Origin of the sequence: Acidaminococcus intestini DSM 21505, from assembly GCF_000425045.1 — a bacterium.
GTDB lineage: Bacteria > Bacillota > Negativicutes > Acidaminococcales > Acidaminococcaceae > Acidaminococcus > Acidaminococcus intestini.
On sequence record NZ_AULA01000013.1, the window covers coordinates 13,024 to 37,785 of the forward strand.

The following is a 24,762-nucleotide window of genomic DNA, read 5'->3' on the forward strand; positions in this document are numbered from 1 at the left end:
CCTCACCTCCTAGCTATTATCAATGGCATCGCGGACCTTTTTCGCGATATACTCGCCCGTCTGCCGCATATACTCTCTATTTCCAATGACGTTCCCTTGGACCGTTAGATTAACCGTTACGCTTCGCCCACCGCCACCATTATTAACGAGCTGCAGAAGTTCTTGATGCGGCATGATCTGGCTGCCAGACGGTAGCGTGATAAGTTCGCCGCCGTTTTCGTTGACGTAGGTCGGCCCACCTCTAAAAAACGGCGTTCCAAGGGCATTATGATCCGGACTATCTCCAGCTCCTCCGCCTCCGCCGAACGATGGGAACTTAATGGAGCTGATTTTAGAAGCGATCCTATCGATTATATCAAGGATGAAGTTGAGTGGAGCCATTGCAATATCTTTTAGCCCTGTGAATATTCCAGAAAAGATTTCAACGATATTAGTCCAAGCGCCCTCCCAGTTCCCGGTGAAGACATTCACGATAAAGTCAATGACACTAGCGCTGATATTGATCACATCGCTCAAAACAACGCCAATGACATCAACGGCAGCTCCAACAATGGCGGTAATCAACGCCCATTGTGCCTCCATTACTGGAGCAAGGACACCCGCAACGATTTCAGCTAACTCAAGGAGTCTTGCGCCGAACTGATTCACCGCATTCCGAAAAGGCTCACTCTGCGTATAGAGTGTGTAGAAGGCAACGGCCAAAACGCCGATTGCAGCCGCAACCAAGCCAATGGGATTAAGCATTGATGCAAATTGTAAAAGTCCGCCGGCTGCCTTGATGCCTGTGAATAGTTTTTGCAGCGTCGTGACCTTGCCAATAATACCGTTGATAACGTTAAAGGCAGCAAACCCCGTCGCGATTCCCGCAATAATTGGTCCAACATTTTTGACCAGCTCCATAAAATCTTGGAAATGCGTCACTAGAAATTCAATGCCGCTTGCAATGCTTTCTACGATGCCAGGCAATTGCGCAGCAAGATTTGTTGCGAACTGCTGGATTGTCGGCAGCATTTTCTCAAACTTCTCGGTCAATGAATCAAGGACAGGCTCCAGAGCCTTTCCCAGTGGCGTGGTTAGGACAGCGAAAGCGTTCATAAGCTTCGTCTGCATTTTAACGAGCTTTTTCCCGACCTCTTCCTGCATATCGCCGTAATCGTTCATGATGGCAGCTGCCTGACCGGCGTCGGTCTTCCTCATGGCTTCATTGACGCCACCAACGTTTTGAGCAAGGACTTCCGCAATCATGGCAGCACGTTCATCCGCCGTTCCAACCTTGATTATTTCCTTTTGATAGTCATCAAGAGAAATGCCCACACGCTGCAGAGCGCCAACGTTGCCCATCATAACCTTACCAATCATATTTGCGACGTTCACAGCGTCTTCCTGCGTCGCGTTTAACCCTTTTTGATTGACAAGTAGGTCTAGCATACCACCGGACACTTTTTTAATCTGTTCCTCAGTCATCTGGAACGTTCCTAGCTGTGCCATGCCGGCAATGGTTACTTCGTCTCCTATGACGCCGACCGTTTGCAGCTGAGATGCGTAATTCTGAAGGGATTTAGCCGCTTTTTCGGCAGCACCCGCTCCTTGTACCTGGATATCCTTTACGTTTCCAAGGATTGTCACTAGTTTTGTTTCTGCAGCAATTTGAGCATTTGCCTTTTCGATAGATTCCTCGGCAAAGGACTTGATGCCAGCGATAGCAAGTCCAGTTCCAATCGCTGCCAGTCCAGCTCCAAATTTTGCAACGGAGTCAGCCAAGGAAAGGAACTTTTGATTCGCTCCGCCCGCAAAGGAATTAACCATATTGGTTGCATTTTTAATTTGTCTCGTTGTCTTTTTGGTTTCGGCAGTCATTTTCCTGAGCGGCTGCGAAAATTTGTCGACTAGCGTCAAAAGGACGTTAATACCTCTGGCCATGCTTATCCTCCTTTCCCTGGCATATTGTTCAAAACTTTTTGCTGTTCCCCTGCCACCATATCTGCATGCAGTTTAAAAAACTCCCATTCCAGAGGAGTCAGCGATTCCAATTCCCTAATACTGTGGCCGCGCTCAATATAATAGCGGATGATGATGAGGTCGCGGTCCACATTCATCAGTTTTTTAGTTGATCCGTTCCGGCCCCGTTCATGTAGAATTTTGACAAGATTGCCTGCCCAAAATTAACAATCCCCTCGATGTTGTCGCCGAAAATAAGTGGTACGACATCATACGGCTCAACCACGCCAGCACGCAGTTTATCGTCATGCAGCAAGGGAACACTGTCGTAAATCAATTGCACAATAGCTTCGTAGTTGTCCTTGAGTTCTCGGCTCCCTTCAGACAGGGCATTTGCAACATCCAAAACCTTGTCGATTGGTAGCTTCTGGACCATAAAGGTCATGCCAATCTCAGGCGCCTCAATCGGAAAAAAGGAATTTCTGTCATTTTCGCTCTGCAGTTTTCTGCGGAGCAGTTCATCTAAGGTTGCTTTCATGTTTTCCTCCGGTCAAAAAGAAAAGCGGGTTTCCCCGTTTTCAATCAAATTTAGTTAAAGTCATTCATAGTGTCCGTGTTTTCGTATCCGCCGGCACGGAAAGGAATGGACTCTTCCCCGACCTTTGAGTTCTCGAAAGAAGCCATATTGAATTCGTCGAACGTTACATTATTGAGCCTGACGCGCTCCATACCGGTAACGCTCGGGTCTGAAATTTTCGATACCAGGTTGATTTCCGGCATGTCCATCGATGTAACCCCATCGTCAAGCAACTTCAAAACGGTGGAATCAACTTTGTGCAGAACCATGGTTCCTTCGATGGATGCTCCGACATAGCGACGCTGTTTGATGGGGTTTCCGTTTTCATCAATGTCTTCATATTCAAGTTTAACCTTGCATTCAAAGCTCTTGACATTAGCTAGCAGCTTGTCGTTCATCCAGAGTCGTCCATTGGTACCCCGAATGATTTTGTTGGTAACTCCTTTGTTCATGCTTTATCCTCCTTATTCCATTGTGATAACAAATTTGAGGTCTTCGATAGCATCAAGGATCTTCACAGTTGCAGCCAAAAAGATGGTCGTTTTAAATGCCATGCTGCGGACCTTTTCTTCCGTCCAGTCGACAGCTTCGCTCTTGCCAACGGACAGCCATGCGTTTCGCTGAGCTTCCACATCGATGAAAGCCTGGTTGCCTTTTGTTCCGGCAATGTCATTGCCGGTGTAATCAGGATCCATGATTTCTTCCTTCGCCAACTCCTTAAAATATGCATTTACTGAGTCAATAAAGAGTTTCTGGTTCGAAAGGTAGTTTTTATATTTTCCCTGATATTTCTGTTTAAACGTTGTCGCAATATCCTCAATGACAAGGTTCATGGACTCCACGATGATGATATGACTCATGTCTTCCGTGTCCGTGCTAGTGAACGTCGTCAAGCTGTTCACACCTTTAGCGATTTTAACTTCATCATCGTCAACAATCAGGACGAAATAGCCTTTGTCAATCCACTCGTCAGTACTGACTTCATCGGTTTCGATGTCTGCAACATCGGCAAGATCCTCGAGGACGTAAGACGTGCAGGACCGATTCATCGGAAGGTTCGCCAGCAAAGCGCAGAGGCGCGGCAGATATTCATTCATCGGCACAACGACATTGCTCTTTATGCCTTTTGCGTCCGTTTGAATCTCAGTTACCGTAGGATTCTTCGCGTTGATGACGTATTTAGAATCGGCCGTTGTCGCGTCGAAGACAACGGCGACCGTATGCTTCATCTTGCCTTTTTTGGTTTCGTTGTAATCAACCACATAACTGGCAAGGGGCTGCTGTTCGCCAGGGTCAGTCGTGCAGACGTAATTGTATTTGCATTTAGCCAGGACCTTCAAGGCATCCTTGAAATCTCCTTCAGTTGGCAGACTAATGACGATCACCTTGTTCACCGCAACAAGAAAGCAGCGTTCGATGATCCTCATATTTTCTGCAGTATAGTCTTTAGAAATCAAATCCATGGAAGAGCGATACACTTTTTTGGTAATCGCATCGCTCCTGAGTGTGTCATCACGAATGATGATGGCTGCAACGCCACGTTCAGACCGCTTGATAGCAGAACGAGCAAGTTGCTTAAAAATAACTTCAATTGTTGGCAGTCCCATTTCGTTCACTCCTTATCTAAATCTTCTTTCTTGTAAACGGCATCTTTCTCGTCACCAATCACATTCCCAGAGCTCCGTCCCAAATCAGTTGACGGTCTGACATTTGGGACAAACTCGATCTCCGTGATGTAATCAGCGTCTGGCAGTCTGTCATCATTCTGGACGAGCAGGACCGTGAAAGCAATTTGGAGGGCCTTATCCCTCTGACTGATTTCAGCGTGCAGATCATCATTTGCCTGGATGACAAAGTCATAGAGTTCATCTTCTTCGTCGTCGCTCAGTCGCGTCGTACCCTGCAACATCCTAATCAACTCGTCCCGTTTGTGAATCAGGTCAATATAGCCGGTATATGTGTTGGCAGCAAAGTAATAGAGCCTCATCTCAAGGGCATCGCGATAGTAAGTTCCCACACGACTCGTATCGACATCTTCCAGGTCGATAAAAAAACATGGCCGGTCAAATCCTTTGCTAATATCTGTATTTGTGACGTCAATCTTCGGATAGGTGGCATTCAGCAGCTTTGTCAACCTCTTAATCACTTGAATCGGGGAGATCATAGGAATCCACCTTCTTCCAGAAGCTTGTCAACATAAGCGTCCGCCATGCCTTCAAATTCGCTCTGGAATGCTGTTTCCGCTTTGGCCATGGTATGTCTTCCCTTAACCATACGTTCAGTCTTTACCGCATGCTTTTCCCCTGGCAAGTGCCGCCAAAGAACATGTCCATGCTCATACAGATGCGCATGAGGAGCCTTGTTCACAACACGAACAGAAAATTCATTATTTCCATAAATATAGGGCCGCCCCCTGGACAGCCCTTTGACAAGATTCCCCGTTTTGGAATGCTTAATTTCCGAGCGATATGCAGCCCTTGCAGATGCTCGCATCCGATTCCCTGCACGTCCCATGAACGACTTTGTCTGCTTAGGGAACTTGTCCTTAGCCAGTTCCAGGAAGTCGTCGCTCAGCTTAGTAAACTCCTTCAAATCAAAATGGATTTCCATCACTGAATCACTCCTTCCGTGAAGATTTCTAATCGTTCGTGGTTTGCATAAGGGTCCAAGATGTAGACAATGTCGAAACGTTGCCCGCCGTACATGATATACATATCTGTCGTGAGGTCCGGACGATAGCGAATCACAAATTTGTGAGTTACCCGCGTAAGTACCGTATCAGCGACACGTCCCTGAAGCATGTTCCCCGTTTGCGGAATGATGGCCGCATATACGACATCAACCAATTCAGCGGCTATGTCATACTGCCCGAGTTCATTTTCCATTCCTTCCACCGTACGAAAGATTTCGATTTGCCGATTGAGCATACTGGTAAGATTAGCGGTTTGCTTTCTGTGCATAGTCAGGTCCTCCTTCCAGTCCAGTGTAAGAATGCTGATCCAAAATCGAACGCACCGTCGGATTAACCTCTGCGCTCTGGACCGTAAACTGTCGAACATCGTAGAGGTCTGCAACAAGCGCCATAACGGCGAGGGTTATGTCTTCGTAGTCATCTAATTGAGCATCCGTAAGACCGGTATAGGATGTGACGTAAGTTACGGCAGCGGCAAGCATCGGTTTTAGCATCGTGGCAGCGCTGCCGTCCGCTCTGACGTACTCCTGAAGGAATTCAGCTGTCAGCTCCGATACTTTCATACGTCATCAAGCCTCCTTCGCAGCTGGTCTTTTCCTGGACGGCTTCTTTTTTGGCTCATCTTCTACAGGTTCGGGAACATCCGGTTCGGCCCCATCCGGGTCTGTTTCTTTTTCGGAAGTTGCTTCTTTTATCTCTACTTCCCCTTCAATTACTGCGAACCCGGCCCGAATTAAATCACGTCCGGTTTCTTCAGTAACGTCCCTTACTTCGCCAGGAATCATGGTTATGATTCCAGAAAAGCTGCACAATGCTTTGATTAACATAAAGACTCACCTCCTTATTCATGCATGGTGAGCTTTGCAACCTTTTGTTCTTCAACGATTTTGCTGTCAAATTCGCCCCAGGCAATGACTCCGTAGACGTGTTCGTCAGCATATCTTTCCTTCAGAACCTGGACGCTGATGCCTTCAGCAATTTTGACGTAGAGACCAGAAAAATCGCCGTAATAGATAACCGCCTTCCCGGCTTCCATCTCAGGCATGGCATCGGACGCATATACAGGTCTTCCGAGCAGTGTCCACCCGAATCCGTTGGCAAGGTCACGATTCAGCAAATATTCACCGTCTGCATTTTTGAGTTTGCGGATGGCTTTGAATGTCCCGTTGCTCATGATCCATGCGGCATCCTTCTGGAAACGCTGTTGCACTGCGGACTGAAGGTCGATGAGTTCATCAACCGTAATAACGGACGTTGTTGCGGCGACAATGCCCTGGCTGCAGGAGGCAAGTCCTGTCATTTTACCGTTCGTGCCGGCAAGCAATTCTTTTTCAAGGAATTCTGCCATAGCTTCGGCAATCTTAGTAACGACGTATCCACTAAGATTGAAATTAACATTGTTGATGAGGGAAACGGAAACCTTCGTCAACGCGCCAACAAGATAGCCAGTCAGTGTAATTCCCTTGAAGGAGCCAGATTTAGACGTCAAAGCCGTGAACTCCTCGGCATAAGTTGCGACAGGACCAGTCGTATCATCATAAGACGGGAAAACAAGGTCTCCCTTCACGTTAAACTTAGAAGCCATCGCATAAATCGGACAAATCTCTTTCAACGTTTCAATGATTTTGCTTGCGATTGTCTTCGGAATGACAACTCCATTGTCGGTCTTCGTCATGCCACCATCGCGGAGTTCTTCAAGGTTCCCGCGGATAAATGCGGAAAATGCCCGACTTTCAGTTTCTTCAGCAGACTTCTGTCCCGGAGTCTTTTCGACAATCTTCCCCATGTCCTCGTTCGCTCTCAGTTTTGCGATGGTTTCGTCAATGGAGCGGATTTCTGCAGTAATAGAATCAAAGTCTTTGTTTTCGTCTTCCGTCATGGCTCGGGTTTCTGCTTCTGCTGCCTTAACGATGGCATCCAGTTTGTCGACCAGTCTGTTACGTTTTTCAATAAGTTCCTTAATAAACATTCGTTTTCCTCCTTATTTCTTTCCAAAAGATAAAACGATGACTTCCCGTTTTCTTCGCTCCAAAGCACTGAAGATATCATTAACGGAATCCGTTTTGTCGTCTTCGACTCGAATTTCCTTCAGTGCGGCTTTTTCGTCGCGCGTGTTGATCGACGTCGCGTAATAGGCTGGCGTCACATCAAGGATAGAGACTTCGCCCAAGCTGATATCGGTCAGTTCTCGGACGCGTCCATTCTCAGGATCTTCCTTCCATGTCTCTCCGTTTGGATTGATGTAAAAGGCAAAAGACCACCCAGACAGCATCCCATCACGGCCTTCCTGGACAATTTCTGAATCGTTCACGATTGCACGGGCGTACAGACCGATATTATCTTCCTTGAGCTCTAATGTTCCATTTGCGATGCCTCCCAAAGGCCTCAAATGGTTGAACCAAAGTTCGATGTTCGGATTAGCAGCAATCGCTTTAGCGAATGTCCCCGTTTTGACAATCTCCCTAAATATTTCTCCATTGATGTCCTTCAGTGGTCTAGAAAGGCGTTCAACGGCGTTGACATAGCCCTCAATGATTGCAGTATTATCACTGCGGATTTCCACCTTCATTCCCTTCATCTCCTTTCGTTGGCGGTTTAATTGGCGGCTCCGAAGCATCATTGATGTTAGCTTTGATGCCCGTATTCGGAGTGTAGATTTCTCCCGTTTCCGGCTTATACAGGACCGCATCAAGCCCAAGTTTGATGTATTCCATGCCAACCGGCAGCATGTTTTCCTTGACGCGAATATCATCGACCGTTAGCCAGGAGTTTTTAAGACCAATTTCGTAGCACTGATACCGCGTCATCGTGTCCGCTTCTGTGATTGCGCTGCTGTCTAGGACAAAGAAGAGCTTTCCTTTCTCCGATTCAAGGAGTATGAATTTGTTTAATGCATTTTCAATTGCCCTGGCGACTGGAAGCACAGCCGTCCGAATCGCCTGTAGGTATACATCAGAAGACGGTTGATCCGAAAAAAGGCCTGTCGGCAGCCCAAAAAGCGAATAAACGGCGTTATTATTAGCTACTTTGTTGTCGAACAGCTGGTTCTCCATGGCCGTTGTTCCAATTTCCTGGAAGTCTAGCCCGTCGTTAAGGACAACGACCGGATTATCTCCCGAAAACAGCTTCTCCCACGCAAGACGCAGGGACCCCAAGATATTGTGGTCAAGATGTTTGCTTGATTTCAAAAAGCCTCGTTTGGCGCCGCTGCCAATGGTGTTGTGTTCGTATTTCAAAGCTTTGAACATCGTAGAAAAAAGCGATTGATTCTCTTCCAGGATGCCGTGACCTTCCATCCCGTCAGTGCTGTCCCGCAGAATCCTAAATATCTGGTAATCGTCGTATCTTCTAGCTTGAATCCAGTAAGCAACTTGCTTGAAGACTGGGTCCTGATTGCTGATAGCGGATACACTCTCACGAGAAACATAGTTGATGGAGCGAATTCGGTTCCGCTGCCAATTAACAACGGCATAACCTTCTCCATCAAGGAGATAGTCCATAACAATCGCACGTTTGAACTGTACAGCGTCAAGCGTATCGCCTGTTTCTCGGTTCAATAGCTCCGTCCGGTAATCTTCAACCTCTTCTTTTCCTCCGTCCGCCCTCGTCCTGTAGAGTCTGACCGGCATTCCCGAAACAGCGCCGGCAATGAATTGCAACGAAGATGCAACGGCGGGCAGCGTCATTGCCTGCCCTTTGGTGCACTGCATGGCTGTTTCACCAGCGACAAAGTCCTGGAAGTCGCTCAGAGATGCAGCCGGATTCTCAAGGGATCGCTTTTCCCCTTTAAAAAAGTCTAGGAAACCCATTATTTCACCTCCTTTCCTAGAACTGCGCACCCCATGTCATAGGCGTGTTCAGCTTAACGTCTTGTTCTAGCAGATACATGGCATTGATCGTCGCTGCAACGATATCGATCTTCCCGTTAGACTTCTTCTTGTTTACATATCGGTTCATGTTTGTGTCGTAGACGCATTTTGCGTTTTCAAAGTTGATTTCCACCATTTTGTTGTTCGCTTCGTAATGAAATTTACCGTCTGCAATAAGCTCTGCGAGCCACTTTGTTGAAGAATGCAGCACTGAAGAATGCTGCTTGATTTCGACTACGTCGATTCCGCCGGATTCCCACTTTTGAGCTGATGATAAGCAGTTATAGCGATCATACCCAAGAGCCTTTATCTTGCATCCATGGTGATTAGCGATATTGAAGACATAGTCTTCAACCACTCTGTAATTAATTGTTCTATCGCCGCAAGGAATAATATGTCCTGCTGCGATATATTCAGCGTAGGGCACTCTTTCAGCCCTCGTCTTTTCATCGATTCTGTCCGCAGGAATGAATACCATCGGGCGGCAATAAACTTCTCCAGTTTTAGCGTCATAGGTAATGATGCTTACTGATGTATTATCGTTCGTCATCGAAAGGTCAACACCGATATAGACCGTCTGCCCATCTATATCAATCTTTGGCACCTTTCCTCGCCTCAGATCATCCAGGGAAATGTAGGCTTCGCCATCATATGTTCCAGATGCCATAATATTGCAATGTTTGGTGAGAAAGTTTGTCTTCGTACTTTCAATATTGAGAGCCCTGGCGTGTTTTTTCTTCAAATCATCCCAAATCTCTTGGATTTCGATGCCGGCAGGATTGCCTTGAGCCATCGCCAGAGGATTCGTAATCCATTCTTTAGCAATGTCAGAATCCGGTTCATATAACAACGAAAAAATCGCCCTATCCTCCACCTGTCCATCAAGGACATGTTTTGAATATGCGACTTCGGCCTCAAAGGGATTATTTACTTTTGGATACTTTGTGCTGATAATGCAGCCTAGCTTGTTTTTAATGTTGAGCTGCCCTGATGCCATGGATTCAATGGCGCTGTTATTCGGCAGCGCGCCGACTTCATCTGCGAGAAAAACATTCGGTAGACGGCCGTCAAACTTGTTATTCGTGTAGGCAAGCGGCTTATAAGTCGTCTGTGTAAGCGTGCATTTGATGCTGTCCCTCAGCAGCTTGAATCGTTTTAGTCCATTCATGTCGTAGTAGACAAGAGGAGACACGGAAAGCGTATTCTGAATAGCGTCCTTTACCTCCTTAGACAAATCAAGATCCGGAGCAACACTAAAAAACTTGGAAAAAGGCGGCTCCGTAAGAAATAGAATGATGAACAGCGTGCCTATAGTATATGTTTTAAAATTCTTTCTGCAGATTTCAAGCACGGCCCGTTCATAACGTCGCTTTTCTGGGTCTTTCCTGGAAACCTCCGCAAGGACCGCTACATAGAATAGCCATTGATAGCTGACAGTGCAGTCATACAATGATTTTCCGAATTGCAATCCTCTTGGCATGATGAGAAGCTTCAGAAGCCCATCAATCTGTCGGCACTTGTGGTCGCTGATAACATATTCAGGATCATCACCGTTTGCAACCTTCAGGAAGTCTTCACATTGCTTAACAACGTAAGAAGGTGCTTTGTAAACCGCCGCAACTTCTGGAATTAAGTTCATCTCGGCAACATTGCCAGAAACAATCGCGCTGGCGTAACGATACGCTGGATGTTTTTTGATATATTCACTCGCTGGCATGCAGCATCAACCCTTTAACGCCTGCAAAAGCGGATCATTTTCAGCCTTGTTCTGCGGGCTTGCTTCTTTCTTTGCTCTTGCCTCTTCGAGCATTCGGCTCAAGGCTTGAGCGGTCTTGTTGGCGCTGTCCGTCACGCGATTGTAGGAGTTGATTCCAGGGTGAGTATAAATATTTGCTCTGCCTTTCACGTATTCCTTAGTGACTAGCACGCCATCTTTTTCTAGGCTCTTTTGCAGTTCCTCTGCAAGAGCGACCTGAGTCGTATATCGCCGGAATGTCGTCATGAACAAATAGTCGTCAGTCAAACCAAATGCGTCGGCCTTTTCCAGCAGGTCTCGGGCCATCCTATTTAATTTTGTTTGCGTGATTTTCATCGTTGCCATTCCAGTCCTCCTTTCCAAAAAAAGCGTGTGTGTCTAACGATGGTGTGTTTTGAGGTAGGGCAGTAGGGTCTAGGGTTTAGCCGGCTCTTTCAAATCTGGAAGCCGGGGGGATACTATCGCCAGCTGACGGAGACGGTCTGCCGGAATAATGCCGTGCTCAGCTTCGTCATGATGCCTTGAACACAATGAAATCAGATTGTTTGTATCAAGTCTCTGACTGAAGTCCCTGTCCAGCGGCGTGATGTGATGGATCTGAAGGTCATTGTTATTCAGTCTGTGTTCATCCTCTAAACAGATGCGGCAAAGATAATGATCGCGCTGAAGAATTTCCATTCTCTTCTTCTGCCATGCTGCTGAACTCCTGAACCTTTCGTTCTGTCCTCTTTCCTTTCGATACCATTTGTGCTTTGGCTTCTTCGGACAGACATACCCCATGGGGTGCATCCGGCCACAGTAGGGGCATGAAATAAGCATAGGGGTTTCACTTTCTCTTGTAAGCAGATAAAGAAAAAGCCATGCCCAATGGCACGGCCTGTATTTAGTTTTCGATGCTACCAGTATACCACGGGTTTCCTGCTTTGATCGTACACAGACCGTACACGTTTCTGCTCAAAATCTACACGATTCTGCTCAAATCTGCTCAGAACTGCTACGGCTCTTTGAAGAACACCATGTTCCCCTGGTGCTGCGGAATGGCATTCCGTCCGAACATCATGACAGTCAGGGTTTCCAGTGCGACGCCTGCCCGCTTCCGGCAGAAACCCACACTGGAATTCACATGTCTGGCTGTGCTGTCCCAGGAAGTTTTATCAATGAAGCGGTCAACCAGGATGGTTCTATCCGTCTCAGAAATCTTTCCCATGGCTTCAAGGGATCTGTCCAGCCTGGCCATGATTGGCCCTAATCTATCCAGTTCAGCGGAATACCGGTCAATCTTATGCTGCAGCTCTTCATGTCTGGCATAAATCCGCTCCTGCTGGCTCTCCTTCTCCCCGCCGCCGCAGCCACCAGTAGGAGAGATGGATGGTGAAGCAGGTGTTGCCTCCTGGCTCAGCATCGCTCTGCACTCTGCCATATCGGCCTTGACATTGGCAATGTACTGGCTAAATTCATGATAGCGGTAAAGGTATTCCCGCACCGCATTGATATAGTCATTATGAAACATTGGGCCATCCTCCTTATGTTATGAAAGGCATGGCAGCGCACAAGGCTCTGCCATGCTTGTCTATGCTTTTTCTTCTGTTACTCTGACTCTGATGTATCCTTCACCCTGGGCCGCATAGAACTTCCTGCAGGTCGCCGTCACGACTTGTTTGTCGTCTGCGTAAGCGAATTTGTTGAGTCCATCCAAGACAGCCTTGAGTATATTGTCCACGTCCGGCATCTTCGTCGGTCGCAAAATATTGTTTTGGCAAAACACCTTTTTCCCTTTTGGAAAAGACTTCGGAATCTTGAAATAGGCATCAACAGATACGCTAACATAGCAGTCATCCGGGACCAGTTTCCCGCCAGCATCAAGATAAGCTATGCGAATTTGCTGCTCGTACTTTTCAGTTTTCCTCGTCGTGTAGATTCTGCCGCTAAGCCTTGAAAACCTTGGTCTGTCCTTCCCTTGAGGTTCTCCTTCAACATAAAATACCGTTTCCATTTGGTCACGCCTCGTCATCAATTGCCCAATCTCGCGGGTCTATTCGCTCATCCTTCAGGCACATCACGTCATCCAAGATACAGAAATCGCATGTTTGCTTTGAGCAATAGGCCTTAATCTTCTTGGCAGCTTCCAGGATTTCACGCCGCTCTATTTCATCCGTTCTCCACTTGAGAGGCGTGTTTCCAGATAATCCATCAGGATAAATATAAACGTTTGGAAATTCTTTTCCTTTTTTCATTGTTTCATCGCCTTTCTGAAGGATTCTTCACATTCCAGGCGGCGATTCTCCTGGCAAGTACGCTCATCGTTACATTTGCGGACCCACTGTCCGAATTCGTCATACATCCAGTGCCATTGTCCGGGATACAGCTTCCGGCCGCAATACGCGCACCAGTGATACTCACCACGATTTTGCAGCAGCTCTTTCCGCAATGCCTGAATGGCCTGCTCCGTATTCTTCTGCCGCCGTCTGTTCTTTCGCCCCATCAAATTAACGCTGTTCATTTTTCACCCTCCTATCGGTAAATCTTCCCAGTTCTTTTGTTCTTCAGAACAATCCTTTCAATCACGTCAAAGCCAGCATCTCCAAGGATGCATTTTGCTCTCTTCAGTGCTTTTTCCATGCGTGCAGCATCAACAGCATTTTGTTTATCTGCTTCTTCTTTTTGAATCTTTTTGAGGGCATTCCCTGGCGTCGGATCTGCATATCCTTCTTGGTTCTTCATGAATTCATTTTTCATTTCGCACCCACCAATCTTTGATTTGCCCCTTGCACAAATAGCCCGTAAGGATTAATCATCTCGAAGATCCTGCTGCCTAGCGCTTCGTCAACGATCGTAATGTCGTTGACGCTGTACTCGCTGCTGAAAATCGTCGTCAAGTGATTAAGATATCTCGAGTTGACGATGTCGAAGATGATCCGCAGCTCGTCCCTGTCGACATCCACGAGATGCCCTTTCTGCACTTTACCGCTGAGCTTGAAAAGGTCATCAATGAAAAGGTTTTGACAGGTTTTCCACTTGGTCATCGCCCGCTCATAATCTTCAGCATAGCTCCGCGCCGCTTTAGTCAGGTTAGGCATCTCTGTGCGATACGAAAAATAATAGTGCAGTTCATGCTTGTCGACGGTCAGTCCGTGACAAACAGCGATGCAGATATGAGTCTTCCCCATCCCAGATTTTCCGAAAACCCCAAATCCAGGTCCGCCTTTGACATGATCCTGCAGGTATCGAGTAGCCATGTCCTTCATCAGCTTCGCTGCTGGGCTTCTATTCCCGTCGAAGGCTTCCAGCGTATACCTGGCATAGTCCTCTGCGCTAACGCCGGATTTCTTCAGCCGGCTGACAACTTGTCGCTGTTCCCAGCACTTCGGGCAATGCCCCATAGACTCATGATCTCCGTTTTTGACCAGCACCCAGCCAGTATTGCTGCATCGATCACACTGGATTCCATCTACTGGAACTTTTGGCTTCGGCTGCTGCTCTGTCTGGCGTTCCTTCATCGTCTTTTTGATGCGCTCCATCATTTGCTTGATATAATCTTCCACTTCGTTCCCTCCTTCAGAACGGTATGGCTTTAACTTCATCCGGGATATCTCTCGGCATGCTGCCGTCCGGTTCGTCGTATCCATCCTGGCTCCATCGCTTTAGGATGCCTGCGACATATTTTATTGTCCGTTTTCCTCGCAGTACAGCTCGATCAATGGCCTTAATGCACAAATCCTTGCCATATTCTTCTAGCAGCGATAATAGCATTTCCGATTCACTTCCACTTTGGAGAGGATGAATTGTTTTTTGAAAATGCTCGACGATTATTTTTTGGTCGCTGCTTTCCTTAGCGTTTATACGTTTATATGTTTCTTTAGGTATGTGGTCACAGACGCCAATAGATGCGTCACCAACGCCAATAGATGCGTCACCAACGCCAATAGATGCGTCACCAACGCCAATAGATGCGTCACCAACGCCAATAGGATTTTCATTGCTTGCGTCACAGACGCCAAAGAAATGAATCGCATAAACAGGAGATTGCCGTCCTCTGCGAGAGACTTTAATTAATCCAGCTTCTTCCAGCTCTGCACGAGCTCGTTCAATGCTTCTGCGCTTCATATGCGTATCCTGCTCAATTTCGGACATCGAAAGGTTAAAGCTCTCACGCCATCCAGTCATATTGCAATAATGAAGCAGGGAAAACCAGAGAAGAATTGAATTTGATGATAGTGCATGGTCTTCCAGCCAGGCGTGGAAAGCATTTATCTCTGCAATGTAGTTTATCTTCAATCTTCCCTGCGCCATTCTGGTTCATCCTCCTTCAAGTAGATAGCCCGACCGGAGTTTCCTCCGGCAGGGCTCTGTTTTTCTATTTCTTGTCATCGCTGAAAAGAAGTTTTTCTTGAGCGCGTTTGCCATCAATAAAAAGCAGCACTTCCTTCATGAGAAGCTTGAGCTGGTCAGCCGTCGAAGCGAACATGAATACGGCCTCGTTGATATCCACTTCGGAATCAATCGGCTCGGTCTTTTCCGGCGTGCGAATAGGAACTGTAGCCATTGCCAGCGGGACCTTAAAATCTGCTTCGATAATCGCACTCATCCGGTCGTTACTGTCATAGTCAAATTTGACCACCCGCGGTCTGATACGATCGTCCATGCCTTGAAAATCAATTTCCAGAAGGCTGGCAACGTGACTGCGCAGATCAAACATGGCTTTGTATAATTCCGGCCTTGCTTTTTCTGCAGAAATCAAGGTGTAGGACTCCGTCCCCATATCGCCCGATGCATCATAAGAAATCTTGATCTTACCTTTAGCAACTTGAATAGCAGTGATGATATATTTCCTATCCTTTTCCATGATTGCCTCCTTTAATCAACAAAAGAAGAATCGCCCAATTCTTCCGGCGTAAACGGCGTGTCTGGGTCAATGGTAGTTTCAACCTGCTGGTCTGCAGTTCCCTCAACCTCAATATCTGCATATTCCATTTCATTGGGTTGGTCAGCCATATCAGGCAAAATGCTGCTCTTAACGGTTTCGTCAGTGGAAATCGCACGGACAAATTCGGTTTTAAGAGGGGCGTATTTGAGCAGTTTCTTCAGTACAGTCTTTTTGGCCATCTCTTCGAAATTGGTCTGCCAAGGACTGAAACTCTTCTGAGCAGCTTTAGAGAACTCATCCCGATGCCTTTCGACATCTTCCTGGCTCATGACCTCAAAGCCACCACCTCCGTCTTTCGTATGATAAACAGCATAGTAAGCAACTGGCGTTCCACGGTTAGTCAATGCCGGTTTGTGAACAAGCTTTGGTTCAAAGCCATATTCAAATTCAAAATAATCTCCGCTGTATATGGTATGCGCAGCAATATCAAGGACCGCCTCAGACCGATAAGCTAAATCAATGAATCCTTTGTACCCAAGCTGAAACTGACATTCAGGAACTTTGCTAACGTTACCCTTCTCATCTTTAACATTGCGGTTATACCTAATCAGGTAAGCCTGACCAAGCGGCGTATTAGGCTCCACGCCAAGCTGTGCCGCTTGCATCATCGCGCCCAGGAAAGATTGCGGCGTGCATTCCTTTAGGTCCGGATTTGTACTAAGCGCTGTAAAGATCATTCGTGTGAAACGTTCTGGAGTCAGGACACTTGGGAGTGCCGCTCTGATTTGTGGTTCCATGGCTTTGATGAGACCCTTCAAAGTCGCTCCCTTCTGCTGAATTTCCTGCTGTGCTTCCTGCCTTTCTGCCGTTTTTTTCGTCAATCCACCTTTAGTGTTCATGGTCAAGTCTCCTTAATCTTCAGGATTTCTAATATCAACAATCTGTTCATAAGCCCCATAGGCCAGCATTCTTCCCAAATGATCTTGAGCTTTTAAGGCTCGGCTCTTGTTATCAAATCTTGCCAAAATAATGTCGGCAGCATTTAATCCAAAATAAATATGTAATTCATAACAGCATGGAAAATATGCTCCCCCATATTGCAGTTCCGCAATATAAGACCCTGAAATCTTATTCAGTTGATAAAAAGACAGGTCCCCTTTAATGATATCCATGACCTTAGCCCTCCTTAATCTCTTTGATGGAAAATCTTCTGCTTGCTTTCCCTACCGTCACAAATCCTTGCTCCTTCAACTCTTCATACAGCCCTTCATCTGCTTTCTTGAGCTTAGAAAGCGAACAGGTTTCTCTTCCTGCAATCGTTTTCCATTGGACCCTGTGAGTTCCAATCCGTCCGGATTCAGCCTCTCCAAGCATTTCCTTCAGAAAGTTTTGGTTAAGTTTAATCTGCGCCTTGAGCTGGCTCATGATTTCCATGTCGCTGTTAATCCGAGCGATTAATTCAGCCGCCTCGTTCGGGAGCGCGATTTCCTCTGCCCTGGAGTCTGGGTATCTAGCTGCCAATGCTTGGGAGCAGGAAAGGGATCCATCGACCGGCGGCGCGGTCTTGGTGGTAACTAGCTCCCAAAAGGCCTTTTCGGCAGCGATAAGGGTCTGGATGTCCTCTTCATTGCGCTCGATTTTTTCCCAGCGGGCCTCATTTCCGCCGATAAGGACTGCAATATACCAGGCATCAAGTCCGGTTACGGCCATATAGTGCAGACATTGGCAGTAGTAGGAGTCGGGAATTTCATCATCCTTCCACAGGCTAGCCTGCTGCACGCCTGCCGTCTTGATTTCAAGGCCCGCGCTCTCGCCAACGACGACCCTATCAATGTTCGCAATCATAAAAGGATGATCCGTGCTTTGCAGCGTTCCGCAGCGTTCCACCTTTTTGCCCGTTTCCTTGGCGAACCACCTGGCGATGTTTTCCTCATTCACCGTTCCCCAGTAGACCGCTTGATTGCCGCTGAGGTCTTCCGGCTCCGCCTGCCCCGTCTTCTCCAGCCAAAGCTGATATGGTGACTTGAACGGGCTCAGCCCCATGATGATTCCAGCGTCGCTCCCGCCGATTCCAAGATTTCTTGTCGCCAGCCACTTGGCGTGGTCCTGGGCATCCTTGACTGACAAGATCAAGGAGCAATTTTTAAATTTTGCCATTTTCATAGTCCTCCTGTATAATGGAGGTGAATCCTGACCACAAGATTCACCTCTGACCCGTCAGCACTGCCATGCTGGCGGGCTTTATTTTTTGGTGGATTTGCTAAGGTCAAATGCAACGCTCGCAAGGGAAACCGTGAGGTTCAGCAGAAACCTCATCGCACGCTCACGCGGCATGTCTTCAATCAAACTATCTACAACAGTTATCAAATGCGCAAACATTTGAGAATACGAACCTTTTGCCACAAGAGGATGCGCATGATCTTCATCGCCATAATCTGCGAGGGACAATACGATGGTTGCGTCTTTGTACTCACTGATTAGAGCGGGCAATGCATCCACATGCTCCAACGCTTTAACCCAAATCTCATCAGGGATATACTGTTCCATTTTTACTCCTCCTCGTTCACAAACCATTCTTCAGCCGGGATACAGATTTCGCAAATTTCCTTGCGCGAAAACGGGCAGTCCGGACATCGTGTTTCGCGGCAGTATTTTCGCAGTTTTTCAGCAGCGGCCCATGCCTCTTTATCACTAATTTTCATGGGTTCACCTCATTTCACAAATTTCTTCACAAAAAGCTCTGCATGCCCAAGCTGCCAATTTCTCGGCAAATCATCATTCAGGACGCAAAAGGCATAGGCCTGGATTGCAAAGGGACATTCGTCGCAATTCTTGCGATCGCAATATTCCCTCAACTGATCAGCCATTTGAAAGGCCGTTTTATCATCTATCATCGCGCATCTCCATCTTCAATCGGACTTCGTTCGATCTTGCTTGGTTTAGGTCCCAATTGCGTGGTGAGTGTCCAAACATGCAATCTTCGTCCTCGTCATCGAAATGAAACGGGCATTGACGGCATTCTTGATCCCAGCAATAATCCTGCAGAATTTCTGCAATTTTAACTGCCATCTCAAAATTTTCGGTCTTCATCAGCGTCCACCCTTCCTCACTCTGACCTTGATTTTCATGCCAGGCTGTAGGCTGCCTGGCTCCTTAATTCCGTTTTCTTCCCTCACCCGCATGATGATGGTCTGAATATCCTCATAGCCGCCGTAGCGCTCACAAAGTGACCAGAGGCTGTCGCCAGTGTGGACGACGTGCTCAAATGTGAGATAGTCGGTTGGTTCCGGCTTAGTCCTCTCGCCCCAGATGGCTCCTGCAGTCAGGATTCCCGCAGTGATAAGGGCCGTTGCGATGATGGCCGCTTTAGCTTTCGGTTTCATGTCTAACTCCTTTCTCCTTTAACCACGCCTCATATTCGTTTTGATGTTCGACCAGATACCGTCTGATATAGTCAATCAGCTGTTCCATGCTAACACCGCCTTTCTTTGTTCTTTAGCTCCGTGGTATACTCATACCAATGGGAGGCGAGCATAATGTTTGAATTTGTTTTTACTGGAATTGGTTCGGCCTTTTTCAGCCTGGTTGTATACCTTTATAAAAATTGGCGCAAAACCGTGAATGCTGACAAACAAACCTATCAAAATTATCTTTGGTGGCTTCAGCTGAATGCTGAAATAATTAAGAATATGAAATATAGTCAGGCAATCATTGAAACCGCTTGCTCTCAATTTCATCTTCTTGGGCCCTATACATTGAATTACATCGAAATCTTTGATGATGCCCTGCGTGCTCAAATGCTTTCTTATGACATCCTGATTCAAGGCGCCTTGGTGAGAAAAGGGATTTCCTCTAAGGATTTAGCTCGATTGGAATTTGTATCACAATCGCTCTATCAAACCCTTTCCCAACGCATTAAATTAATTGATGAAATCCTTGGCAAATACGCATTTTCAAGCTTTATTTCGTACTATGGTTTACCTAGAGTAATCAAGCGTATCGCGGATAAATACTTAATCCGGAGTAACACTGGCGATATAAAACAATAGGGTTCCAAAAATGATTAATCCGACTAAGCAGCCTAAAGGAGTTATCCAATCACTGCCGATTACGACCTTATACCCGACATCTGCAAGCAGTGCAAAAAGGCATCCCCATAAGAGGTAGATAGGCAGACTATTTTTGCTCTGAAAGTCTTGTACGAACATCAGTGCAAGCAGTTTTTCAAACCTTTTCCTGTCTTCCAGGCTCATTGAACCCTTGCAGTATTCCTCATATTGCCTCTGAAATTCTTTTTTCTTCTCCTCGTCATCATTCCAAATTGTCATCGTCATCACCTCCCTCTCTTTGACATACCATGCCTGCTCAGCGCCTTGTTTTCGGTTTTCCGATTTAAATAATTGCATTACGCAATTATTTAAGCAAAAAAAAAGTCATAGAATTCAAGTTTCGTCAATTTTAACTTAGTCCCAAGCCGTTCGGCCTCATCCAAATAAATCGGACGCACGCCATTGAGCTTTTGATTAGCTGTGGATTGAGCACAGTCTAATGCATCTTTTCCAGTTAAGTCCTTTTGAGTTAATCCAAGTTCAGCCATCCGTCCTTTGATTTTTCTCGTATTAATCATTGCAATCCCTCCTCCCTTAATTGCGCAACGCAATTTTTATAGCTAAATCATATCACTTTGTTTTAGAAACGTCAATGCATAATGCAATAATTTTATTTTTACACAAATAAAATAATGCGTTACGCAATATTTTATGGTATAATGGAAAAACAAAAGGAGGGAGTAGCTATGTCGATGATTAACGAAGAAATCGGGAAAAGAATAACAGAGGCTCGTGAAAATATAGGGATCACAAGGAAAGAATTGGCAGAAAAAGTCGGTGTTGCTGCTTCGACAATTACTCGATATGAAAAAGGAAATATCGAAAATATCAAGTTGCCTGTAATTGAAGCCATTAGTCGCGCTCTCAGGGTTAACCCCATGTGGGTCATTGGAAAATCAGAATGTAGGAATGTAGAAGAGATGCACACCGAAAAAGATTCTTACTACACAAATCCAGAGACCGCAGAATTAGCTGAACAACTCAGAACCAATGCCGGTTTGCGCATGCTCTTCAAAGCTTCGGCTGACCTTGATCCCGATAAAATGAAAGAAGCCTATAATTACGTGCAGTATCTAAAAAGCAAGGAGCCAAAATAAAACATGGTAATCAATGTCATCCAGACGCCCCGCCTCCCTTCCGGGGTTGATGCTCTCTCGGTAATCAACGCCGACGACAGCTTAACCATCCTTGTATCCGAAAAATTGCCACCACAAAAAATGCACGCCGCTGTTGTTCACGAAATCGCTCATATCATTAGGGCCGACTTCTGCAGCGATACTGATGCATCGCAGCTAGAAAAAGACGCCCGTAAGGACGCCTTGACAAAGATTGATTGGGCCGATCTGGATATTCACTATAAGGTGGTTGAATAGAATCATTTGAAAGAAAGGAATTAGGTATTATGAAAGAAATCAAATCGGTTATCCATGCACATGGAATAGACATTAGATTATCTAGTTCTGCTGAATCAGACTATATTTCCTTAACAGATATTGCAAAATACCATAACCCTGATGCACCTGCTGATGTTATAAAAAATTGGATGCGAATCCGTGGAACTATTGAATTTTTAGGGCTTTGGGAGAAATTACATAATCCAGATTTTAAACTGGTCGAATTCGACCAGTTTAAAAATGATTCAGGTCGTAATTCTTTTGTGTTATCCCCTCAAAAATGGATAAAAGATACAAACGCTATGGGGATTATTTCTCGATCAGGCCGTTATGGTGGAACCTTTGCACATTCTGACATTGCATTTGAATTTGCTTCCTGGATTTCTCCTGAATTTAAGCTTTATATTATCAAGGATTACCAAAGGTTGAAATCCGATGAAAGCCACGCAAAAGCGCTAGATTGGACTGTAAAGAGAGAACTTGCAAAAACGAATTATAAAATCCACACAGACGCCATCAAAGAAAATTTAATTCCTTCGGAAATATCGAAAACAGAGGAGGGCTATACTTATGCCAGCGAAGCTGATGTAATCAATATCGCTCTTTTCGGTAAAACTGCAAAGCAATGGAGAAATGAACATAAAGGCGAGAAGAGCAATATGAGAGACGCCGCAACAATTGAGCAACTCATTATCTTAGCTAATTTAGAAACAATGAATGCAGAATTAATACGAGAAGGCATACCGCAATCCGAACGTTTATATAGATTAAATCGGATTGCTATTTATCAAATGAGTTCACTATTACAAAATAAACCAAAAAGTGTTCAACGACTAAAACAACTTCAGAATACCCCTCACTTGTAAAATAAAAATCCCTGCTGGTACCGCAAATACCAACAGGGAAAGCGCAATCCACCATCTCAAAGGGGCTTGCTATATCATTTTAGCATACTAGCCCCTTTCTAGCCATAGAAGGAGGCCATTATTATGCAAAAGAAAATCATTGAGGATAAAGGGAAAGCTGTCATATATGCCAGATACTCGTCCGATCGCCAGCGGGAAGAATCCATTGAAGGACAGCTCCGTGTATGTGAAGACTACGCCAAAAGAAACGGTATGACCATCCTACATGTTTACGCCGACAGGGCTCTTTCTGGTCGCAGTGACCAACGCCCCGAATTTCAAATGATGATTCAAGCGGCCGCTACGCAAGCCTTTGATACAGTCCTCGTTTATAAGCTTAACCGTTTTGCCCGTAATCGCTACGACAGCGCTAAGTACAAACACAAGTTAAAGAAATACGGCGTCAAAGTTGTCAGTGCCATGGAAAACATCGCCAATGATCCATCAGGCATCCTACTAGAATCCGTCATTGAAGGAATGGCGGAATACTACTCTGCGGAACTCGCTGAAAACGTCATGAGAGGCATGACGGAGAATGCCCTGGAATGCAAATGGCCAGGTGGAACCGTGCCGCTAGGATACAAACTCGATGCGGCGCACCATCTTATCATCGACGAACCTGCAGCCAAAACTGTGCGATGGATATACCAAATGGCCCTGGAAGGTCGGCAGCCATCATCAATCATTCGCGAGCTCAACGCCGCCGGATGCCGCACTGCCTTTGGCAGACCCTTTGGCCGCACAAGCCTCAACACCATTCTAAAGAACGAGCGATACATTGGCGCCTTTGTTTGGAATGACATCAAAAAGCCGAATGCAATCCCAGCCATTGTCAATCCTGAAGACTGGCAAAAAGTCCAGGAAATCACGAAAGCGAAAAAGAAATGCATCGCTAAATCTCGCGGCGAAAACTATCTATTGACTGGGCGGTTATTTTGTGGCCAATGCGGCGGAAGCATGGTTGGCACGGCAGGGACCTCGAAGATGCAGCGCGTCTATCATTATTACGATTGCGGAAACCATCTGAAGAAAAAAGGATGCACTACAAAGGCGATCCGTGCAGATAAGCTAGAAGACATTATCTGTAATACGACCACTCAGCTCCTCAGTAATCAAGAGGCTATCAGTGCCATTGCAAAGCAAGCTATCAGCGCTCAAAAAGAGCAAGGACCGTCCCTGGTCCTTCAGTCGCTGCAGAACCAAAGAACAGAAATTTCAAGGAAACTCCAAAACTGCATAAAAGCTGTCGAGAAAGGCCTTATTAGCCAGACCGTGACAAATCATATTCAGGACTACGAAAAACAGCTCCAAACCTTAAACGACGATATCAGGAAGGAAGAATTGATGAACCAGGTGCCACGATTGACAGAAAAACATATTGAATTCTTTTTCTGGTCCATTTCCCAGCAAATAAAAAAAGCGGACAAGTACAAGAGTATTTTGCTCTCATCCCTCGTCCGCAGTGTCATCATCTATGGAGATTTTATTGAGATCCAATATAACTACAAAAAAGAACTCCCCATCCTACAGAATCCTGTCAAGATAAAGAGTTCTTATTTGAACAAAATGGTGATCCACCCGGGATTCGAACCCGGGACACCCTGATTAAAAGTCAGGTGCTCTACCAACTGAGCTAGTGAATCAAATGGCTGGGGCAGCTGGACTCGAACCAACGCATGCGGGAGTCAAAGTCCCGTGCCTTACCGACTTGGCTATGCCCCAATAAGCCCAAAAAAAGTGGGGTGGCTAGTGAGGATCGAACTCACGCGTGCCGGAGCCACAATCCGGTGTGTTAACCGCTTCACCATAGCCACCATGTCGTACTTATCAGCGACTTTGTCATTTTACCACATCTTATAGGGTGTGTCAACAAAATTGTAAAAGGAAAAACAGGGCGGCAAAGGGAGCCTTCCGGCAACAGCCCATCTTTTAGACTGCGGTTCAGTCCACACCGGCAAGGGTCCGATGAGCAAGGCCAACAGCCATTTCATTGAGGTTCAGAACGCCAACACTCATGAAGATGGCGACGCAGACGTGTTCCCCATAACGAGCAATGCCCACCTTGCCGCCGACATTAAAGCCCGAGGCTTTGGCAATAACCTGGCTTAGGGCTTCATGGGCAGCACCTGCCACAGTTCCAGCCCCGACGTGACTGTCTGAGACGATATGCTGCCGTTCGGCCGCCACCATGGCACGTTCCACAATCTTTGTGACGCTTGGCAAAAACTCACCGCCAAAATTAACGGCAGCCGTACGGAATCCTTCTTTGGCGTAATTTGCTTTCAGGCGGTCCTCATCGTCCCTTGTTTCAGACATGGCCATGCGCAGGGCCGCTCTCCCAACATCAATGCTGAAAATTTCTTTTTCCATTGTTTTGCTCCATTCCTACTTCGATTCATCAATAGGACCGATCACCCATGAGGGGATGATGGACCCGTTTCAGTGTCAGTTTCTTAGCAATCTCCACAGCTTCCTTGAGGTGAACATCGGTTTTAAAATCCTTGTCCTCAAAAATACACATGGGATCGTCCACACCAATCTCACTGCCCGGCATATATAGATATTGGTCATTATCTGGATCACCGAGGATGTACCCAGCTCTCAGTTCTTCTGCAATGATTACGGACACAGCGAGGCCTCCTTTGCTTTTTCTGTCCT

38 protein-coding genes and 3 tRNA genes are annotated in these 24,762 nt (G+C 46.3%); 5 read left to right on the forward strand and 36 right to left on the reverse strand.

What is annotated here, in order from left to right; translation table 11 throughout:
- Window positions 1-9: 9 nt before the first annotated feature.
- The 29 genes from H503_RS12120 to H503_RS0105625 form a co-directional block, all read right to left on the reverse strand.
- Complete coding sequence (locus tag H503_RS12120; RefSeq protein WP_026385534.1) at window positions 10-1,920, reverse strand: phage tail protein; 1,911 nt, start codon at window positions 1,918-1,920, stop codon at window positions 10-12.
- A 175-nt stretch (window positions 1,921-2,095) separates the two neighbouring features.
- The gene (locus H503_RS0105480; protein ID WP_026385535.1) at window positions 2,096-2,476 is read right to left on the reverse strand and encodes a hypothetical protein; all 381 of its coding nucleotides are present in this window, start codon (window positions 2,474-2,476) and stop codon (window positions 2,096-2,098) included.
- A gap of 50 nt (window positions 2,477-2,526) precedes the next feature.
- Window positions 2,527-2,967 carry a phage tail tube protein gene (locus H503_RS0105485; protein ID WP_026385536.1) on the reverse strand — a complete coding sequence of 147 codons (441 nt, stop codon included), beginning with the start codon at window positions 2,965-2,967 and terminating at the stop codon, window positions 2,527-2,529.
- Window positions 2,968-2,979: 12 nt separating this feature from the next.
- Window positions 2,980-4,122, reverse strand: coding sequence for a phage tail sheath C-terminal domain-containing protein (locus tag H503_RS0105490; protein WP_026385537.1), 1,143 nt, complete (start codon window positions 4,120-4,122; stop codon window positions 2,980-2,982).
- A gap of 5 nt (window positions 4,123-4,127) precedes the next feature.
- Window positions 4,128-4,649 carry a phage tail terminator family protein gene (locus H503_RS0105495; RefSeq protein ID WP_155877837.1) on the reverse strand — a complete coding sequence of 174 codons (522 nt, stop codon included), beginning with the start codon at window positions 4,647-4,649 and terminating at the stop codon, window positions 4,128-4,130.
- Between the two features lie 26 nt (window positions 4,650-4,675).
- Complete coding sequence (locus tag H503_RS0105500) at window positions 4,676-5,125, reverse strand: HK97 gp10 family phage protein (protein ID WP_035196034.1); 450 nt, start codon at window positions 5,123-5,125, stop codon at window positions 4,676-4,678.
- Window positions 5,125-5,475, reverse strand: coding sequence for a phage head closure protein (locus H503_RS0105505; RefSeq protein WP_051201289.1), 351 nt, complete (start codon window positions 5,473-5,475; stop codon window positions 5,125-5,127). The genes H503_RS0105500 and H503_RS0105505 overlap by 1 nt, the downstream gene beginning before the upstream one ends.
- Window positions 5,453-5,770, reverse strand: a complete 318-nt coding sequence (locus tag H503_RS11850) for a head-tail connector protein (RefSeq protein WP_051201290.1) — start codon at window positions 5,768-5,770, stop codon at window positions 5,453-5,455. The genes H503_RS0105505 and H503_RS11850 overlap by 23 nt, the downstream gene beginning before the upstream one ends.
- A 6-nt stretch (window positions 5,771-5,776) precedes the next feature.
- The gene (locus tag H503_RS0105515) at window positions 5,777-6,034 is read right to left on the reverse strand and encodes a hypothetical protein (RefSeq protein ID WP_026385541.1); all 258 of its coding nucleotides are present in this window, start codon (window positions 6,032-6,034) and stop codon (window positions 5,777-5,779) included.
- Between the two features lie 14 nt (window positions 6,035-6,048).
- Window positions 6,049-7,176 (reverse strand): phage major capsid protein, encoded by a 1,128-nt coding sequence (locus H503_RS0105520; protein WP_026385542.1) that lies wholly within the window; start codon window positions 7,174-7,176, stop codon window positions 6,049-6,051.
- A gap of 12 nt (window positions 7,177-7,188) precedes the next feature.
- A complete protein-coding gene (locus H503_RS0105525) occupies window positions 7,189-7,776 on the reverse strand; it encodes an HK97 family phage prohead protease (RefSeq protein ID WP_026385543.1) in 588 nt (195 codons plus the stop codon).
- Window positions 7,754-9,016, reverse strand: a complete 1,263-nt coding sequence (locus tag H503_RS11855) for a phage portal protein (RefSeq protein WP_051201291.1) — start codon at window positions 9,014-9,016, stop codon at window positions 7,754-7,756. Before H503_RS11855 ends, H503_RS0105525 begins: the two co-directional genes overlap by 23 nt.
- A gap of 16 nt (window positions 9,017-9,032) precedes the next feature.
- Window positions 9,033-10,793: a terminase TerL endonuclease subunit gene (locus H503_RS0105535; protein WP_026385544.1), complete on the reverse strand. Its 1,761-nt coding sequence runs from the start codon at window positions 10,791-10,793 to the stop codon at window positions 9,033-9,035.
- Between the two features lie 6 nt (window positions 10,794-10,799).
- Window positions 10,800-11,177 (reverse strand): hypothetical protein, encoded by a 378-nt coding sequence (locus H503_RS0105540; RefSeq protein ID WP_051201292.1) that lies wholly within the window; start codon window positions 11,175-11,177, stop codon window positions 10,800-10,802.
- A 69-nt stretch (window positions 11,178-11,246) separates the two neighbouring features.
- Window positions 11,247-11,651 (reverse strand): HNH endonuclease, encoded by a 405-nt coding sequence (locus tag H503_RS12945; protein WP_051201293.1) that lies wholly within the window; start codon window positions 11,649-11,651, stop codon window positions 11,247-11,249.
- Window positions 11,652-11,826: 175 nt separating this feature from the next.
- Window positions 11,827-12,342, reverse strand: coding sequence for a hypothetical protein (locus tag H503_RS0105550; protein ID WP_026385546.1), 516 nt, complete (start codon window positions 12,340-12,342; stop codon window positions 11,827-11,829).
- Between the two features lie 60 nt (window positions 12,343-12,402).
- A complete protein-coding gene (locus H503_RS0105555) occupies window positions 12,403-12,825 on the reverse strand; it encodes a RusA family crossover junction endodeoxyribonuclease (protein ID WP_026385547.1) in 423 nt (140 codons plus the stop codon).
- Window positions 12,826-12,829: 4 nt separating this feature from the next.
- Complete coding sequence (locus H503_RS0105560) at window positions 12,830-13,066, reverse strand: hypothetical protein (RefSeq protein WP_026385548.1); 237 nt, start codon at window positions 13,064-13,066, stop codon at window positions 12,830-12,832.
- Window positions 13,063-13,332, reverse strand: a complete 270-nt coding sequence (locus H503_RS0105565) for a hypothetical protein (protein WP_026385549.1) — start codon at window positions 13,330-13,332, stop codon at window positions 13,063-13,065. Before H503_RS0105565 ends, H503_RS0105560 begins: the two co-directional genes overlap by 4 nt.
- 11 nt (window positions 13,333-13,343) lie before the next feature.
- Complete coding sequence (locus H503_RS0105570) at window positions 13,344-13,568, reverse strand: hypothetical protein (RefSeq protein WP_035196037.1); 225 nt, start codon at window positions 13,566-13,568, stop codon at window positions 13,344-13,346.
- Entirely contained in the window at window positions 13,565-14,374 is an 810-nt protein-coding gene (locus tag H503_RS12125) for a DnaA/Hda family protein (RefSeq protein ID WP_051201295.1), read from the reverse strand. Before H503_RS12125 ends, H503_RS0105570 begins: the two co-directional genes overlap by 4 nt.
- A 13-nt stretch (window positions 14,375-14,387) precedes the next feature.
- Window positions 14,388-15,122 (reverse strand): DnaD domain protein, encoded by a 735-nt coding sequence (locus H503_RS0105580; RefSeq protein WP_026385551.1) that lies wholly within the window; start codon window positions 15,120-15,122, stop codon window positions 14,388-14,390.
- A 64-nt stretch (window positions 15,123-15,186) separates the two neighbouring features.
- The gene (locus H503_RS0105585) at window positions 15,187-15,675 is read right to left on the reverse strand and encodes a hypothetical protein (RefSeq protein ID WP_026385552.1); all 489 of its coding nucleotides are present in this window, start codon (window positions 15,673-15,675) and stop codon (window positions 15,187-15,189) included.
- A gap of 11 nt (window positions 15,676-15,686) precedes the next feature.
- A complete protein-coding gene (locus tag H503_RS11870; RefSeq protein WP_051201296.1) occupies window positions 15,687-16,595 on the reverse strand; it encodes a recombinase RecT in 909 nt (302 codons plus the stop codon).
- A 12-nt stretch (window positions 16,596-16,607) separates the two neighbouring features.
- Window positions 16,608-16,868: a hypothetical protein gene (locus H503_RS0105595; protein WP_026385553.1), complete on the reverse strand. Its 261-nt coding sequence runs from the start codon at window positions 16,866-16,868 to the stop codon at window positions 16,608-16,610.
- A gap of 4 nt (window positions 16,869-16,872) precedes the next feature.
- Complete coding sequence (locus H503_RS0105600) at window positions 16,873-17,853, reverse strand: YqaJ viral recombinase family nuclease (protein ID WP_026385554.1); 981 nt, start codon at window positions 17,851-17,853, stop codon at window positions 16,873-16,875.
- 84 nt (window positions 17,854-17,937) lie between these two features.
- On the reverse strand, window positions 17,938-18,243 hold the full coding sequence (locus H503_RS0105605; protein WP_026385555.1) for a hypothetical protein: 306 nt from the start codon (window positions 18,241-18,243) through the stop codon (window positions 17,938-17,940).
- 2 nt (window positions 18,244-18,245) lie between these two features.
- The gene (locus H503_RS12445; protein ID WP_155877839.1) at window positions 18,246-18,398 is read right to left on the reverse strand and encodes a hypothetical protein; all 153 of its coding nucleotides are present in this window, start codon (window positions 18,396-18,398) and stop codon (window positions 18,246-18,248) included.
- A 387-nt stretch (window positions 18,399-18,785) separates the two neighbouring features.
- Entirely contained in the window at window positions 18,786-19,079 is a 294-nt protein-coding gene (locus tag H503_RS0105625) for a LysM peptidoglycan-binding domain-containing protein (protein WP_026385558.1), read from the reverse strand.
- Between the two features lie 153 nt (window positions 19,080-19,232).
- Here H503_RS0105625 and H503_RS0105630 point away from each other — a divergent pair, with 153 nt between their 5' ends.
- Window positions 19,233-19,745 (forward strand): hypothetical protein, encoded by a 513-nt coding sequence (locus H503_RS0105630; protein ID WP_026385559.1) that lies wholly within the window; start codon window positions 19,233-19,235, stop codon window positions 19,743-19,745.
- Here the strand turns inward: H503_RS0105630 and H503_RS0105635 are convergent.
- Both H503_RS0105635 and H503_RS0105640 read right to left on the reverse strand, forming a co-directional pair.
- The gene (locus H503_RS0105635) at window positions 19,710-20,024 is read right to left on the reverse strand and encodes a hypothetical protein (protein WP_026385560.1); all 315 of its coding nucleotides are present in this window, start codon (window positions 20,022-20,024) and stop codon (window positions 19,710-19,712) included. The genes H503_RS0105630 and H503_RS0105635 overlap by 36 nt on opposite strands.
- A gap of 89 nt (window positions 20,025-20,113) precedes the next feature.
- Window positions 20,114-20,323 (reverse strand): hypothetical protein, encoded by a 210-nt coding sequence (locus H503_RS0105640; protein ID WP_026385561.1) that lies wholly within the window; start codon window positions 20,321-20,323, stop codon window positions 20,114-20,116.
- A 168-nt stretch (window positions 20,324-20,491) separates the two neighbouring features.
- Here H503_RS0105640 and H503_RS12130 point away from each other — a divergent pair, with 168 nt between their 5' ends.
- The 4 genes from H503_RS12130 (at window position 20,492) to H503_RS12220 (ending at window position 23,709) form a co-directional block, all read left to right on the forward strand.
- Window positions 20,492-20,902, forward strand: coding sequence for a helix-turn-helix domain-containing protein (locus tag H503_RS12130; RefSeq protein WP_051201297.1), 411 nt, complete (start codon window positions 20,492-20,494; stop codon window positions 20,900-20,902).
- A gap of 3 nt (window positions 20,903-20,905) precedes the next feature.
- A complete protein-coding gene (locus tag H503_RS0105650) occupies window positions 20,906-21,178 on the forward strand; it encodes a hypothetical protein (RefSeq protein WP_026385563.1) in 273 nt (90 codons plus the stop codon).
- A 29-nt stretch (window positions 21,179-21,207) separates the two neighbouring features.
- Window positions 21,208-22,065, forward strand: a complete 858-nt coding sequence (locus tag H503_RS0105655) for a KilA-N domain-containing protein (RefSeq protein ID WP_211219245.1) — start codon at window positions 21,208-21,210, stop codon at window positions 22,063-22,065.
- Window positions 22,066-22,188: 123 nt separating this feature from the next.
- Entirely contained in the window at window positions 22,189-23,709 is a 1,521-nt protein-coding gene (locus H503_RS12220) for a recombinase family protein (RefSeq protein ID WP_071604136.1), read from the forward strand.
- On the opposite strand, the gene H503_RS0105660 is transcribed toward H503_RS12220, so the two are convergent.
- From H503_RS0105660 to H503_RS0105680, 5 genes are all read right to left on the reverse strand, one after another.
- Window positions 23,672-23,747, reverse strand: a tRNA-Lys gene (locus H503_RS0105660). The two genes, H503_RS12220 and H503_RS0105660, sit on opposite strands and share 38 nt — an antisense overlap.
- 3 nt (window positions 23,748-23,750) lie before the next feature.
- Window positions 23,751-23,826, reverse strand: a tRNA-Gln gene (locus tag H503_RS0105665).
- A gap of 16 nt (window positions 23,827-23,842) precedes the next feature.
- A tRNA-His gene (locus tag H503_RS0105670) sits at window positions 23,843-23,918 on the reverse strand.
- A 127-nt stretch (window positions 23,919-24,045) separates the two neighbouring features.
- Entirely contained in the window at window positions 24,046-24,474 is a 429-nt protein-coding gene (locus H503_RS0105675) for a HutP family protein (protein ID WP_009014628.1), read from the reverse strand.
- Window positions 24,475-24,502: 28 nt separating this feature from the next.
- Window positions 24,503-24,733 carry a hypothetical protein gene (locus H503_RS0105680; RefSeq protein WP_009014629.1) on the reverse strand — a complete coding sequence of 77 codons (231 nt, stop codon included), beginning with the start codon at window positions 24,731-24,733 and terminating at the stop codon, window positions 24,503-24,505.
- Window positions 24,734-24,762 lie beyond the last annotated feature (29 nt).